The sequence below is a fragment of the Actinoplanes sp. NPDC049548 genome, from assembly GCF_040676695.1.
In the GTDB taxonomy this organism is placed as follows: domain Bacteria; phylum Actinomycetota; class Actinomycetes; order Mycobacteriales; family Micromonosporaceae; genus Actinoplanes.
The window spans coordinates 59,937-73,945 of the sequence record NZ_JBFAPM010000003.1; the positions used below are offsets into that span (position 1 = coordinate 59,937).

9 protein-coding genes are annotated in these 14,009 nt (G+C 72.2%); 2 read left to right on the forward strand and 7 right to left on the reverse strand.

Annotated elements, in window-relative coordinates; all coding sequences use genetic code 11:
- Positions 1 to 46 precede the first annotated feature (46 nt).
- Both AB0J80_RS07450 and gltB read right to left on the reverse strand, forming a co-directional pair.
- Positions 47 to 1,525, reverse strand: a complete 1,479-nt coding sequence (locus AB0J80_RS07450; RefSeq protein WP_364701442.1) for a glutamate synthase subunit beta — start codon at positions 1,523 to 1,525, stop codon at positions 47 to 49.
- Positions 1,518 to 6,089, reverse strand: coding sequence for a glutamate synthase large subunit (gene gltB / locus AB0J80_RS07455; protein ID WP_364701444.1), 4,572 nt, complete (start codon positions 6,087 to 6,089; stop codon positions 1,518 to 1,520). Before gltB ends, AB0J80_RS07450 begins: the two co-directional genes overlap by 8 nt.
- A 130-nt stretch (positions 6,090 to 6,219) precedes the next feature.
- Between gltB and AB0J80_RS07460 the strand changes: the two genes are divergently transcribed.
- Together AB0J80_RS07460 and AB0J80_RS07465 are read left to right on the forward strand one after the other, a co-directional pair.
- Positions 6,220 to 7,101, forward strand: coding sequence for a GNAT family N-acetyltransferase (locus tag AB0J80_RS07460; RefSeq protein WP_364701446.1), 882 nt, complete (start codon positions 6,220 to 6,222; stop codon positions 7,099 to 7,101).
- 78 nt (positions 7,102 to 7,179) lie between these two features.
- Positions 7,180 to 8,619, forward strand: a complete 1,440-nt coding sequence (locus AB0J80_RS07465) for an ATP-binding protein (RefSeq protein WP_364702594.1) — start codon at positions 7,180 to 7,182, stop codon at positions 8,617 to 8,619.
- Positions 8,620 to 8,650: 31 nt separating this feature from the next.
- Here the strand turns inward: AB0J80_RS07465 and AB0J80_RS07470 are convergent, their stop codons facing one another.
- Genes AB0J80_RS07470 through trpC form a run of 5 tightly spaced genes read right to left on the reverse strand, consistent with a single transcriptional unit; the run spans position 8,651 to position 13,818 of the window.
- Positions 8,651 to 9,841 (reverse strand): NAD(P)/FAD-dependent oxidoreductase, encoded by a 1,191-nt coding sequence (locus AB0J80_RS07470; protein ID WP_364701450.1) that lies wholly within the window; start codon positions 9,839 to 9,841, stop codon positions 8,651 to 8,653.
- Positions 9,842 to 9,856: 15 nt separating this feature from the next.
- Positions 9,857 to 10,939 (reverse strand): prolipoprotein diacylglyceryl transferase, encoded by a 1,083-nt coding sequence (gene lgt / locus AB0J80_RS07475; RefSeq protein WP_364701452.1) that lies wholly within the window; start codon positions 10,937 to 10,939, stop codon positions 9,857 to 9,859.
- A gap of 34 nt (positions 10,940 to 10,973) precedes the next feature.
- Positions 10,974 to 11,780 carry a tryptophan synthase subunit alpha gene (gene trpA, locus AB0J80_RS07480; protein WP_364701454.1) on the reverse strand — a complete coding sequence of 269 codons (807 nt, stop codon included), beginning with the start codon at positions 11,778 to 11,780 and terminating at the stop codon, positions 10,974 to 10,976.
- Positions 11,777 to 13,018, reverse strand: coding sequence for a tryptophan synthase subunit beta (gene trpB / locus AB0J80_RS07485; protein ID WP_364701456.1), 1,242 nt, complete (start codon positions 13,016 to 13,018; stop codon positions 11,777 to 11,779). The genes trpA and trpB overlap by 4 nt, the downstream gene beginning before the upstream one ends.
- The gene (trpC, locus tag AB0J80_RS07490; protein ID WP_364702596.1) at positions 13,015 to 13,818 is read right to left on the reverse strand and encodes an indole-3-glycerol phosphate synthase TrpC; all 804 of its coding nucleotides are present in this window, start codon (positions 13,816 to 13,818) and stop codon (positions 13,015 to 13,017) included. Before trpC ends, trpB begins: the two co-directional genes overlap by 4 nt.
- Positions 13,819 to 14,009 lie beyond the last annotated feature (191 nt).

Genomic DNA, 14,009 nt, shown 5'->3' on the forward strand with positions numbered 1-14,009 from the left:
CGAAGGAGGAGGACCCGCGGATCGGGTCCTCCTCCTCCGGTTGCGCTCAGCGGATCGCGGCCAGCGGCTGCGAGGACGGGCGTACGGGCGCCGGCAGGTCCCCGTGCGCGCCCAGGTACTGGTGGATCGCCGCGGCGGCGGCCCGGCCCTCGGCGATCGCCCATACGATCAGTGATGCCCCGCGGTGCATGTCGCCGGCGACGAACACGCCGTCGGCACCGGTCTGCCAGTCGTCACGGGCGTCGACCGCGCCCCGGGAGTTGCGGCTCACCCCGAGCTGCTCCAGCAGCGGCTGCTGCTCCGTACCCTCGAAGCCGATCGCGAGCAGGACCAGGTCGGCGCGCAGGTCGCGCTCCGAGCCGGGGGTGGTCGTGACCGTGCGCCGGCCGTTGATCCGCTCGACGACGACGTCGGCGATGCGGACCGCGGTGACGTTGCCGTTGCCGTCGTCGACGAACTCCTGCACCGCCACCCCGAAGACGCGCTCGCCGCCCTCCTCGTGGGCCGGGTAGTTGCGCAGGATGACCGGCCACGTGGGCCACGGGTGCAGCTCGGCGGCACGCGTGTCGGGGGGCAGCGGGTACTGGTCGAGCTGAATGACGTTGGCCGCGCCCTGCCGGTGGGCGACGCCGAGGCAGTCCGCGCCGGTGTCGCCGCCGCCGATGATCACGACGTGCTTGTCCTTGGCGTCGATCGGGGTCGACTCCTGCAGGCCGGCGACCACCCGGTTGGCCGGGACGAGGTGCTCCATGGCCAGGTGCACGCCGTTGAGCTGCCGTCCCGGCGTCTCGTGGGTGTCCCGGCCGGCAAGGGCGCCGCAGGTGAGCAGCACGGCGTCGAAGCGCTCACGCAGGTCTTCGGCCGTGACGTCCACACCGACGTTGACCCCGGTCTGGAAGACGACGCCCTCGGCCTCCATCTGCGCGAGGCGGGCGTCGATGCGCTCCTTCTCGAGCTTGAAGTCGGGGATGCCGTAGCGCAGCAGGCCGCCGATGCGGTCGTCACGCTCGAAGACCGTCACCGCGTGCCCCGCCCGGGCCAGCTGCTGGGCGGCGGCGAGACCGGCCGGCCCGGAGCCGACCACGGCCACCGCCTTGCCCGAGAGCGTGACCGGCGGCTGCGGCTGCACGTACCCGAGGTCGAAGGCGTGGTTGGCGATCTCCACCTCGACCTGCTTGATGGTGACCGGGTCGTCGGCGATGCCGAGGACGCAGGCCGCCTCGCAGGGCGCGGGGCAGAGCCGCCCGGTGAACTCCGGGAAGTTGTTCGTGGCGTGCAGGCTCTCCGCCGCCGCGGCCCAGGCGTTGGTCCGGACCAGGTCGTTCCAGTCCGGGATGCGGTTGCCCAGCGGGCAGCCCTCGTGGCAGAAGGGGATGCCGCAGTCCATGCACCGGGTCGCCTGGTCGCGGATCAGCTCCTCGCCGGCCGGCGGGTAGACCTCTTTCCAGTCGCGGATGCGCACCGGCACCGGGCGGCGCTTCGGGAGCTGCCGCTCGTACCGCAGGAAACCGTTCGGATCAGGCACGAGATACCCCCATGACCGCCTCGTCGACGTCGCGACCGGCAGCCTCGGCGGTCTTGATCAGTTCCATCACTCGCTTGTAGTCGCGCGGCACCACCGCGGTGAAGTCGGCCACGGCGGCGGACCAGTCCTTGAGCAGCCGCTCGGCCACCGCGGACCCGGTCTCGGCGTGGTGCTTCTCCACCAGGGCGTGCAGCACCTCCTGCTCCTCGCCGGTGAGCGGGGCGAGGTCGACCAGCTCCGGGTTGACCAGCGTCTGGTCGAGGTTCAGCACGAACGCCTTGCCGCCGCTCATGCCGGCCGCGAAGTTGCGCCCGATCGCGCCGAGCACCACCACGACGCCGCCGGTCATGTACTCGCAGCCGTGGTCGCCCACGCCTTCGACCACCGCGGACGCGCCCGAGTTGCGGACCGCGAAGCGCTCGCCCGCGCGGCCGCGCAGGAACACCTCGCCGGCGGTGGCGCCGTACAGGATGGTGTTGCCCGCGATGATGTTCTCCTCGGCGACGAACGGCGCCTTCTCGTCCGGCCGCACGACGACCCGGCCGCCGGAGAGGCCCTTGGCGACGTAGTCGTTGGTGTCGCCGATGAGCCGCAGCGTCACGCCCCGCGGCAGGAACGCGCCGAACGACTGGCCGCCCGTGCCCCGCAGGGTGAACGCGATGGTGTCGTCGGGCAGGCCGTTGCCGCCGTAGCGCCGGGCGACCTCGCCGCCGAGCATCGCGCCGACGCTGCGGTTCTCGTTGCGGACCTCGAGCTCGGCGCGGACCTCGGTGCCCTCGGTGAGCGCCGGCTGGGCGAGCGCGATGAGCTGGTTGTCCAGCGCCTTGTCGAGGCCGTGGTCCTGGGCGACGACGCCGCGGCGGGACGCGCCCTCGGGCAGCTCCGGCACGTACAGGATCGGGGTCAGGTCGAGGCCCTGCGCCTTCCAGTGGCTGACGGCCGGGGCGACGTCGAGCACCTCGGCGTGCCCGATCGCCTCGTCGATGCTGCGGAAGCCCAGCTCGGCTAGGTAGCCGCGGACCTCCTCGGCGAGGAACAGGAAGAAGTTCTCGACGAACTCCGGCTTGCCGGTGAACCGCTCGCGCAGCACGGGGTTCTGCGTGGCGATGCCGACCGGGCAGGTGTCCAGGTGACAGACCCGCATCATGATGCAGCCGGAGACGATCAGCGGCGCGGTCGCGAAGCCGAACTCCTCGGCGCCGAGCAGCGCCGCGATGATCACGTCCCGGCCGGTCTTGAGCTGGCCGTCGACCTGCACGGTCACCCGGTCGCGCAGCTTGTTGAGCAGCAGCGTCTGCTGGGCCTCGGCCAGGCCGAGCTCCCAGGGCGACCCGGCGTGCTTCAGCGAGTTCAGCGGGCTGGCGCCCGTACCGCCGTCGTGGCCGGAGATCAGGATGACGTCGGCCTTGAGCTTGGCCACGCCCGCCGCGACGGTGCCGACCCCGATCTCGGAGACCAGCTTCACGTGTACGCGCGAAGCCGGGTTCACGTTCTTGAGGTCATGCACCAGCTGGGCGAGGTCCTCGATGGAATAGATGTCGTGGTGCGGCGGCGGCGAGATGAGCCCCACGCCCGGGGTGGCGTGCCGGGTCTTGGCGATCCACGGCCACACCTTGTTGCCGGGCAGCTGGCCGCCCTCGCCCGGCTTCGCGCCCTGCGCCATCTTGATCTGCAGGTCGTCGGCGTTGACCAGGTACTCCGTGGTCACACCGAAGCGGCCGGAGGCGATCTGCTTCACGCTGGAGCGCCGGGCCGGGTCGTAGAGGCGCTCGACGTCCTCGCCGCCCTCACCGGTGTTCGACTTGCCGCCGAGCCGGTTCATGGCGATCGCCAGCGTCTCGTGCGACTCCGCCGAGATGGAGCCGTAGGACATCGCACCGGTGGCGAACCGCTTGACGATCTCCGAGGCCGGCTCGACCTCCTCCAGCGGCACGGGCTGCCGGTCCGGCTTGAAGCGGAACAGCCCGCGCAGCGAGCCCGCCGCCTCGGCCAGACCGTCGACCTTCTCCGTGTACTGCTTGAAGACGTCGTACTGCTTGCTGCGCGTGGCGTGCTGCAGCAGGAAGACGGTCTCCGGGTTGAACAGGTGGATCTCGCCCTCGCGGCGCCACTGGTACTCGCCGCCGACCTCGAGGCGGCGGTGGCTGCGCTCGGCAGGGTTTCTCGGGTACGCCTTGGCGTGCCGCGCCGCGACCTCGGCGTGGATCTCGGCGAGCCCGGAGCCGCCGATGCGCCCGGAGGTGCCGGTGAAGTAGCGCTGCAGCAGCTCGTCCTCGAGGCCGACCGCCTCGAACACCTGCGCGCCGCAGTACGAGGAGACGGTCGAGATGCCCATCTTCGACATGATCTTCAGGACGCCCTTGCCGAGCGCCTTGACGTAGTTGCGGATCGCCTTGCTCGCCTCCATGCCGGCGAGGGGTCCGGTGGCGATGAGGTCCTCGACGCTCTCGAAGGCCAGGTACGGGTTCACCGCCGCTGCCCCGTACCCGATCAGCACGGCCGCGTGGTGCACCTCCCGGCAGTCGCCGCTCTCCACGACGAGTGCCACCTGCGTGCGGGTCTGTTCCCGGACGAGGTGCTGGTGCACGGCGGCGGTGAGCAGCAGCGACGGGATCGGCGCCAGGTCGGCGTTGGAGTCGCGGTCGGACAGCACGAGGATGCGGACGCCGTCCTCGATCGCCTCCGAGACGTGCCGGCAGATCTCGGTGAGCCGGGCCTTGATGCCGTCGGCGCCCTCCCGGAGCTTGTAGAGGCCGGAGACCCGGACCGCCTTGAAGCCGGGCAGGTCGCCGTCCTCGTCGATGGAGAGCAGCTTGGCCAGCTCGTCGTTGTCGATGATCGGCCACGGCAGCACGACCTGGCGGCAGCTGGCCGGTCCGGGGTCGAGCAGGTTGCCCTCGGGGCCGATGGTCATCGACAGGCTGGTGACCAGTTCCTCGCGGATGGCGTCCAGCGGCGGGTTGGTGACCTGGGCGAACAGCTGGTGGAAGTAGTCGAACAGCAGGCGAGGGCGGGTCGACAGGGGCGAGATCGGGGTGTCCGTACCCATCGAACCGAGCGGCTCGGCGCCGGCCCGGGCCATCGGGGCCACCAGGATCTTCAGCTCCTCCTCGGTGTAGCCGAAGATCTGCTGCCGGCGCATGACCGAGTCGTGGGTGTAGATGGTGTGCTCGCGCGGCGGCAGGTCCTGCAGGTCGATGAGCCCGGCGTGCAGCCACTCGTCGTAGGGCTCGGCCGCGGCCAGCTCGGCCTTGATCTCGTCGTCGTGCACGATGCGCCCGGCGGCGGTGTCGACCAGGAACATCCGGCCCGGCTGGAGGCGGCCCTTGGCGACCACGGTGGCCGGGTCGAGGTCGAGCACGCCGGCCTCGGAGCCGAGCACGACCAGGCCGTCGCTGGTGTGCCACCAGCGGCCCGGGCGCAGGCCGTTGCGGTCCAGGACGGCGCCGATGACCGTGCCGTCGGTGAACGCCACGCTGGCCGGGCCGTCCCACGGCTCCATGAGGCTCGCGTGGAAGCGGTAGAAGGCGCGCCGCGCCGGGTCCATGCCCGGGTCGTTCTCCCACGCTTCGGGAATCATCATCAGGACGGCGTGCGGCAGGCTGCGCCCGGCGAGGTGCAGCAGCTCCAGGACGGCGTCGAAGTTCGCCGAGTCGGAGGCCTCCGGCGTGCAGATCGGGAAGAGCCGCTTGATGCTGCCCGGCACGCGCGGCGACGCCAGCAGCGCCTCGCGGGCGGCCATCCAGTTCTTGTTGCCGCGGATCGTGTTGATCTCGCCGTTGTGCGCGATGAACCTGTACGGGTGCGCGAGCGGCCACGACGGGAACGTGTTCGTGGAGAAGCGCGAGTGCACCAGCGCGATGGCGCTGTCCATGCGCTCGTCGGTCAGGTCCGGGAAGAACTCCGGCAGCTGGTCGGGCGTCAGCATGCCCTTGTACGTGATGGTGCGCGCCGACAGCGACGGGAAGTACGCGCCGATGCCCCGCTGCTGGGTCTCCCGCTCCGCCTGCTTGCGGATGCAGAACGCGACGATCTCGAGCTCCATGCCGGACAGCCGCTCGCCGGCCTTGCCCGTCTTGGTGCCGGTCAGCCGGTGCGCGGCGAGGAATACCTGCTTGATGGTGGGGCGGGCGGCCTCGGCGCTCTCGCCGAGCCCGGACGGGTCCACCGGGACGTCGCGCCAGCCGAGGATGTCGCCGCCCTCGACCAGGGCGTACTTCTCGAAGACAGCGATCGCGCGGGCCGCCTCCGACTCGTCGGTGGGCAGGAAGACCAGGCCGGTCGCGTACGCACCGGGCGCCGGCAGTTCGAAGTCGACGACCTCCCGCAGGAACGCGTCCGGCACCTGGATCAGGATGCCGGCGCCGTCACCGGTGTTGTACTCGGCGCCACGGGCACCGCGGTGATCGAGGCGGATGAGCGCGGAGAGACCCTTGGCGACCACGTCGTGGGAACGGCGGCCGTAAAGGTCGGCCACGAAGGCGACACCGCACGCGTCGCGCTCGTTCTCCGGGTCGTACAAACCCTGGGGGTGCGGAAGAGCCACCGGGCCTCCGATCGTCACTGGTGTTTCCGTTCAAGGTCGGGACGACGTCGGCCCTGCAAAGTCTCTCGATACTACGTTAGTCGTCACCGATCTCCGCCAGGTGCGGATAGATCACACTTCGTCGACGCGGGTTAGGTAGTCTCGCGCGGTGGCGCTAGAGGATACCGACGTCTTCACCCGGCTGGAGCGTTTCTACGATTCCGTACCCCGAGATGCCGCTGTCACGGAGGATATCGGGGGCTTTGTCCTCTTCATCCGCGAGGGTGCGGGGTGGCCCTACTACGCCCGCCCCCGGTTGGGTGGCGAGACGCCGTCTGCCGCCGATGTTACTGCCGTACGGGTCCGGCAACGAGAGCTCGGCGCCCCCGAAGCCTTCGAATGGGTCCACGAGACCACCCCCGACCTGCTCGCCGTCGCGCGCTCGGCCGGGCTCGACGTGCTGCTCGCCCCGCTCATGGTGCTGGACCGGGCCGCGCTCGTACCGGACCTGCCCATCCCCGGCGCCACGATCCGGTTCCTCGACCCGGCGAGCCCGGCGTTCGCCGCGGACATCGCCGCCAGCCGCGCGGTCGGCCGGCTGGGCTTCGGCGCGCCGGCGTCGGCGACCGGCGCCACCCCGGCGACCGACCGGGCGGGCGCCCTGGTGGTGGAGCCGGCCGGGCCGGCCCAGCGCGATGCCGTCCCGGCGCCCGCTGCCGACGCCGTCGCCGATCTGGTACGCCGGCACGCGTCCGGCCGCTTCCTCAGCGCCGTGGTCGAGTCCCCCGGCGACGGCATCCTGGCCTCCGGCTCGGTGCAGCGCGTCGGCGGCGTCGCGGAGGTCGTCGGCGTGGCCACCCTGCCCTCGGCCCGGCGTCGCGGGTACGCCTCCCAGCTCACCGCCAGCCTCGCCCGCCGCGCCCTCGAACAGGGCGACGACCTGGTGTTCCTGTCGGCCGGCGACGACGACGTGGCGCGGCTGTACTCGAAGGTGGGCTTCCGCCGCATCGGCACGGCCTGCATCGGCTCCCCCGCGGTGGCACCCCTCTGACCGAAACCCCCGGGCGGCGGAAGGTAGATTCAATCTACGTAGACTGCATCTACCTGATCCTCGCCCCGGGAGGAAGTCCTGTTCGTCGGCCGAGACACCGAGCTGTCCGTTCTGACCAGACGGATCGAGCACATCACGGAGTCGGGAGCCGGTCTCGCCGTCGCGATCCGTGGCCGCCGCCAGGTCGGTAAGTCGCGGCTCGTCCAGGAGCTGTGCGACCGCTCGGAACTCCCCTACCTCTACTTCACCGCCGTCAAAGGCGCGTCGGTGACGGAGTCGACGATCCAGTTCCTGGCCGCCCTCAAAGAGTCGGATCTGCCGAACGACCCCGCGCTACTGCCCGGCACGCCACCGGCCGGCGGGTGGGGAGACATGCTTCGGATCCTCGCGGGCTCGCTGCCGGACCGGCCGTGCATCGTCGTGCTCGACGAGCTGCCGTGGCTCTCGGAGCAGGACGACACGTTCGACGGGCAGCTCCAGGTCGTCTGGGACCGGCTGCTGTCACGCCGGCCGGTTCTGCTGTTGCTCCTCGGCAGCGACCTGCACATGATGCAACGCCTCACCGCGTACGACAGACCCTTCTACGGACGCGCCGACAATCTCGTCCTCGGTCCGCTGAACCTCGCCGAGACGGCCGCCGCGACCGGGCTGGCCGGTTCCGACGCCATCGATGCGCACCTCATCACCGGCGGTCTACCCGGCATCCTGATGCGCTGGCCGTCCGGAAGGGCCGCCGACGACCATGTGCGTGACCAGTGTGCCGACTCGGCGTCGCCGCTGTTCGCCGTACCGGAGCAGTCCCTCGCGTCGCAGTTTCCGAACCCTGACGTCGCCCGGCGAGTACTCGAGGCGGTCGGCGGCGACGCCCGTACCTTCGCGAACATCGCCGGCACCGCAGCGGGCCCGGAGGGGCCGGTCAGCTCCGGCACCTTGTCCCCGCTCCTGCGCCAGCTCACCGACGGCAAACAGATTCTTGCTGCCGACTATCCGTTGTCGACGAGCAGCGGCAAACCCGCCCTGTACCGGGTCGCCGACAGCAACCTGCGCCTCTACCTCGCGATCCTCCGCGACGTCCACACCATGGCGCAGCGTGGCAGGCCGGCGGCGGGCTACGCCCTGTTCAAGAACCGGTGGACGCGCTGGCGCGGCCGGGCTGTCGAACCGCTGATCCGGACATCGCTGGAGCAAGCCACGGTCACCGGGATCTTGCCCTGGCCGCAAGCCCAGGTGGTGGGCGGTTGGTGGAACCGGCAGTTCGACCCGGAGATCGATCTGGTCGGCGCCGACCGGGCCCCGGTCGCATCGCAGATCCACTTCTGCGGGTCGGTGAAGTGGCTGGGAACGCCGTTCGACACGCGCGATCTGCACCAGCTTCAGGAGGGCGCACGCCGGATCCCCGGCTTCGCCGACTCGCACACCGGGCTGATCGTGGTCTCCCGCTCCGGGGCGGATCTACCGGCTGATGCCGTCGACGCCGTCTGGGGGCCCGGCGACGTCGTGGCGGCCTGGCAACCGTGAGCCCGGCGGACAGTGGCCTCGCCCGGCCGGCTCAGTCCGGGGGTTGCCAGTCCGCGGCGAGGCCGTGGGCGTAGCCCAGAATCCGGGGGCGTAGCGAGCTCAGCGCCGCGTCGCGGGCGCGCAGGGCCAGGCGGCCGCGGGCCTGCACCACCGCGGACATGCGCCGGCTCTGCCGCACCACCGAGGCGGTGCGCGGGCGCCGGGCGCGGTCATAGGCCTCCACGGCCTGCCCGAGCGCCGCCCCAGGCTCCGCTGTCGCCACCAGGGACCGCAGCGTGGCCGCGTCCTCGAACGCCAGGCAGGCGCCCTGACCGAGGTGGTGGGGCATGGCGTGGGCCGCGTCGCCGAGCAGCACCACGCCGCCGGAGCCGCAGCGGAACCCGTACGCCCGCGGCAGCGGCCGCAGCTCGCGGACCTCCTGCGGGACCAGGTCCTCGGGACGGGTCGCCGCCAGCAGCTCCCCGATCGGCGCGTGCCAGCTCTTGAACCACCGCCGCAGCAGGGCGAGCTGGGTCGCCGGCGGTTCCGGCCGGGGCGCGCCCGCCGCCGTGGCCACCCAGTAGACGCCGCCCCGGCCGGCCGCGCGCTCCCCGAGCGGCATCGACACGAAGCGGTAGCCGGCCCCCAGCGTCTCTCCCCCGGCCGCCTGGTCCGGCGGCAGAGCGGGCATCCGGTACGCCGGCACGACGGCCTGCCACGCCGCGAAGCCGGATCCGACCGCGACCGCCTCGGGGGCCAGCGCACGGCGTACCGGGCTGTCGATGCCGTCGGCCGCGACGATCAGATCGGCCTCCAGGAGCCGGCTGCCGTCGCCGACCGCGGGCCGGGCCGCGCGCGGCGCCCGTACCTTGGTGATCTCCACGCCGGTGCGGATCTCGACGCCCTCGCCGAGCCCGGCCACCAGGGCGTCGTAGAGGTCCTCCAGGTGCACGACCGCCGGGGCCGGACCCGCGCCCGGCCGGGTGTGCGGGGAGACCAGCCACTGGCCGTCCGGGCGGCGGACGCCGCCGTCGGGCAGCGGGGCGGCGATGCCCGGCCACCCGCCGTCCGGATCCAGCGACTCCAGCGCCCGGCGGCCGTTGGGCCACAGCACCAGGGCGGTCGGCGGCGCGGACACCCGCTCGCCGCGCTCGAGGAGGGTGACCCGCCAGCCCTCCCGCGCGAGAGCACCGGCGGCGGCGAGCCCCGCGATCCCCGCGCCCACCACCACGGCCGTGCGCATGTCGCGGCCCGGCTTCTAGCGCTCGTCGGCGGAGGTGGAGGCGGCGGGTTTCTCCTCGGGCTCGGCCGGCTTCTCCTCCGGCGCGGCCTCCGCCGCAGCGGCCGGTGGCAGCACGCCCGTGCGCTCGTACGCCCGGAACCGTTCCTCGCTGACCACCTGATAGGCCTTCGGGGCCTTGGCGACCGGCTCGCTCGCCCCGACGTCGATCTGGTCGACGTCGCCGGCGGTCTCCGGCTCGGGCTCGGTCTCCGGCGCGTCGATCGGCACCACGTACTCGCGGGGGCCCTTGACGATCAGGAAGTACGCGAGCGCCAGCAGGAACACGACGATGGACGTGAAGACGTTGAGGCGGATGCCGAACAGCTTGTTGGCCTCGTCGATCCGCAGCATCTCGATCCAGCAGCGGCCGGCCGTGTACGCCATCACGTAGATCGCGAACGCGCGCCCGCGGCCGAACTTGAACCGCCGGTCCAGCGCCCACACGAGCCCGGCCACGCCGACGTCCCAGATCGCCTCGTACAGGAAGGTCGGGTGGTAGAGGTCGGGCAGGGTGACCGGCTTGCCGTCGATGACCGTGGCGTGCCCGGGGTTCGAGCGGTCCATGTCGTGCACGCGCAGGCCCCACGGCAGGGTGGTGACGCTGCCGTACAGCTCGTTGTTGAACCAGTTGCCGAAGCGGCCGATCGCCTGGGCCAGCGGCAGGCCGGGCGCCAGCGCGTCGGCGAACACCGACAGCGGCAGGCCCAGCTGGCGGGCGGCGAACCAGGCGCCGAGCGCGCCGCCGGCCACCGCGCCCCAGATGCCGAGGCCGCCCTCCCAGATCTGGAAGACCCGGATCGGCTCACCGCCGGCGCCGAAGTACTCGTCCGGCGAGGTGATCACGTGGTAGATCCGCGCGCCGACGATGCCGAACGGCACGGCCCACACGGCCATGTCCAGCGAGGCCCACGGCGCGACGCCTCGGCGGCGCAGCCGATGCTCCATCACGAGGACGGCCACGACGATGCCGAGGACGATGCAGAGCGCGTACGCCCGGATCGGGATGCCGACGAGGTGCCACACCGACGTGGTCGGACTGGGGATAGCGGCGACTGTCACGGGCGCACACTACCGCCGTTTGCTGCGTGTGGTGTCAGGAGGGTTTGCCCGCGCGTACGCCCTCGGCGAGTTCCGCGCTCAGGGCACGCAGCCGCTGGTGGCCGGTGGCCAGGTCGGGGGCGTCGAGCACGCAGCGGATGAGCGCGCTGCCGACGATCACACCGTCGGCGAAGGCGGCGACCTCGGCGGCCTGTGCCCCCGTGCCCACCCCGAGACCGACACCAACGGGCATGTCGGGGTCGGCGGCGCGGACCCGGGCCACCAGCTCCGGCGCCTGCGACGACACGGACGTGCGCGCGCCGGTGACACCCATCAGGGCCGTCGCGTAGACGAAACCCCGGCAGTTGGCCACCGTCATCGCGATGCGCTCGTCGGTCGACGAGGGCGAGACGAGGAACGTACGGTCGATCGCGTGCCGGTCGGCGGCGGCGATCCACTCCTGCGCCTCGTCCGGGATGAGATCGGGCGTGATCATGCCGGTGGCACCGGCCGCCGCCAGGTCCCGCGCGAACGCGTCGACGCCGTACTTCTCGATCGGGTTCCAGTACGTCATCAGCACGACCGTCGCGCCGGTGCCCGCCACGGCCTCGATGATCCGCAGCGTGTCCCGGGTGCGGACGCCGTTCGCCAGCGCGATGTCGCTCGCCTTCTGGATCACCGGCCCGTCCATGACCGGGTCGCTGTACGGCAGCTCGACCTCGATGACGTCGCATCCGGCCTCGGCCATGGCGACCATCGACCTGATGCTGTCGTCGACGTTCGGGAAGCCGGCCGGCATGCACCCGACGAGCACCGACCGCCCCTCGGCCTTCGCCTTGCCGAAGGTCTCGAGAATGCTCACTCCTGCTCCCCGGGTACGAGAACCTCGCGCTCGTCGAGGATGCCGAAGTAGGCGCCCGCGGTGTGCACGTCCTTGTCACCACGGCCGGACAGGTTGACCACGATGGTCGGCGTGCGGCCGAGCTCCTCCGCCAGCTGCGGCGCGATGCGGGCGGCGCCGGCGAGCGCGTGGGCGCTCTCGATCGCCGGGATGATGCCCTCGGTGCGGCACAGCAGCTGGAACGCCGCCATCGCCTCGTCGTCGGTCACCGGCTCGTACGTCGCGCGGCCCGTGTCGTGCAGCCACGCGTGCTCCGGGCCGACGCCCGGGTAGTCCAGGCCCGCCGAGATGGAGTGCGACTCGACCGTCTGCCCGTCCTCGTCCTGCAGCACGTACGTGCGGGCCCCGTGCAGGACCCCCGCCGAGCCGCCGGTGATGGACGCGGCGTGCCGGCCGGTCTCCACACCGTCGCCGCCGGCCTCGAAGCCGTACAGCCGGACCTGCTCGTCGGGCACGAAGGCGTGGAAGATGCCGATGGCGTTCGAGCCGCCGCCGACGCACGCGGCCACGGCGTCGGGCAGCCGGCCCAGCTGCGCGAGACACTGCTCACGGGCCTCGGTGCCGATACCGCCGACGAAGTCCCGGACGATCTCCGGGAACGGGTGCGGGCCGGCCGCGGTCCCGAGCAGGTAGTGGGTGGTGTCGACGCTCGAGACCCAGTCCCGCAGGGCCTCGTTCAGGGCGTCCTTGAGGGTCCGCGAGCCGTTGGTCACCGGGATGACCGTCGCGCCGAGCATCCGCATCCGGGCGACGTTCAGCGCCTGCCGCTCGGTGTCGGTCTCACCCATGTACACGACGCACTCGAGGTCGAGCAGCGCGGCCGCGGTGGCGCTGGCTACGCCGTGCTGGCCCGCGCCGGTCTCGGCGATGACCCGCGGCTTGCCCATCCGCTTGGCGAGCAGGGCCTGACCCAGCACGTTGCGCACCTTGTGCGCGCCGGTGTGGTTGAGGTCCTCCCGCTTGAGCAGCACCTCCGCCCCGAGCGCCGCCGACAGCCGCTCCGCGCGGTAGAGCAGGGAGGGCGTCCCGGCGTAGTCGCGCAACAGGCCGGTGAACCGCTCCTGGAAGACCGGGTCGGTCTTGGCCGAACGGTACGCGGCGTCGAGCTCGTCGAGCGCGCGCACCAGCGCCTCGGGAACGAACCGTCCGCCGTACCGGCCGAAATGCCCGGCCAGGTCGGGAAGAGCGGGGGCGCTCATCGCACCGGCCGCGGCGTGGCGGGGTGGTTTCCGGCGTTGACCAGCTCGGCCACGGCGTCGCGGGGGCTCTTCTTGGTGACCAGGCCCTCGCCCACGAGAACCGCGTCGGCGCCCGCGGACGCGTACCGGATCAGGTCGTGCGGGCCGCGCACCCCGGACTCGGCGATCTTCACGACGTTGTTCGGCAGGCCCGGCGCGATCCGCTCGAAGACGGACCGGTCCACCTCCAGCGTCCGCAGGTCGCGGGCGTTCACCCCGATGACCTGAGCGCCGGCGTCCAGTGCCCGGTCGGCCTCTTCCTCGTTGTGCACCTCGACGAGCGCGGTCATGCCCAGCGACTCGATCCGCTCGAGCAGGCCGACGAGGACGTTCTGCTCGAGCGCCGCCACGATGAGCAGCACGAGGTCGGCACCGTGGGCGCGGGCCTCGTGCACCTGATAGCTGGAGACGACGAAGTCCTTGCGCAACACCGGCACGCCGACCGCGGCCCGCACCGCGGCCAGGTCCTCCAGGGAGCCGCCGAACCAGCGGCCCTCGGTCAGGACGCTGATGCATCGGGCGCCGCCGGCCGCGTACTCGCCCGCGAGCTCCGCCGGGTCCGGGATGTCGGCCAGGGCGCCCTTCGACGGCGACGACCGCTTCACCTCGGCGATCACGGCCACGCCGGGTTTGCGCAGGGCCGCGTACGCGTCGATCGCCGGCGGGGCCGCCGCCGCGAGCTCGCGGACCTGCTCCAGCGAGACCTGCGCCTGCCGAGCCTCGACGTCCTCGCGCACTCCCGCGAGAATCTCCTCGAGCACGTTCTGCGATCCCGCACCACGCTGATCGGATGTCACCTAATGACTCCCCTCTCCGGGTGTCCTCGGCCCGATGCTAGGTGGCCGCCGACGTGTCCAGCCGCCCGGGGTATGGCGCGCCTCACGAGGTGGGCTGCGGCATAATGCGCTCCCGGGCGGAGCCTGTCTCCTCTGTCACATCCTCCCCCGCCGCA

Bases quoted from the DNA above. Each gene is read 5' to 3' on its own strand.
- AB0J80_RS07470 (WP_364701450.1), bottom strand. From the start codon at position 9,841: ATGCGCACGGCCGTGGTGGTGGGCGCGGGGATCGCGGGGCTCGCCGCC.
- trpB (WP_364701456.1), bottom strand. From the start codon at position 13,018: ATGAGCGCCCCCGCTCTTCCCGACCTGGCCGGGCATTTCGGCCGGTAC.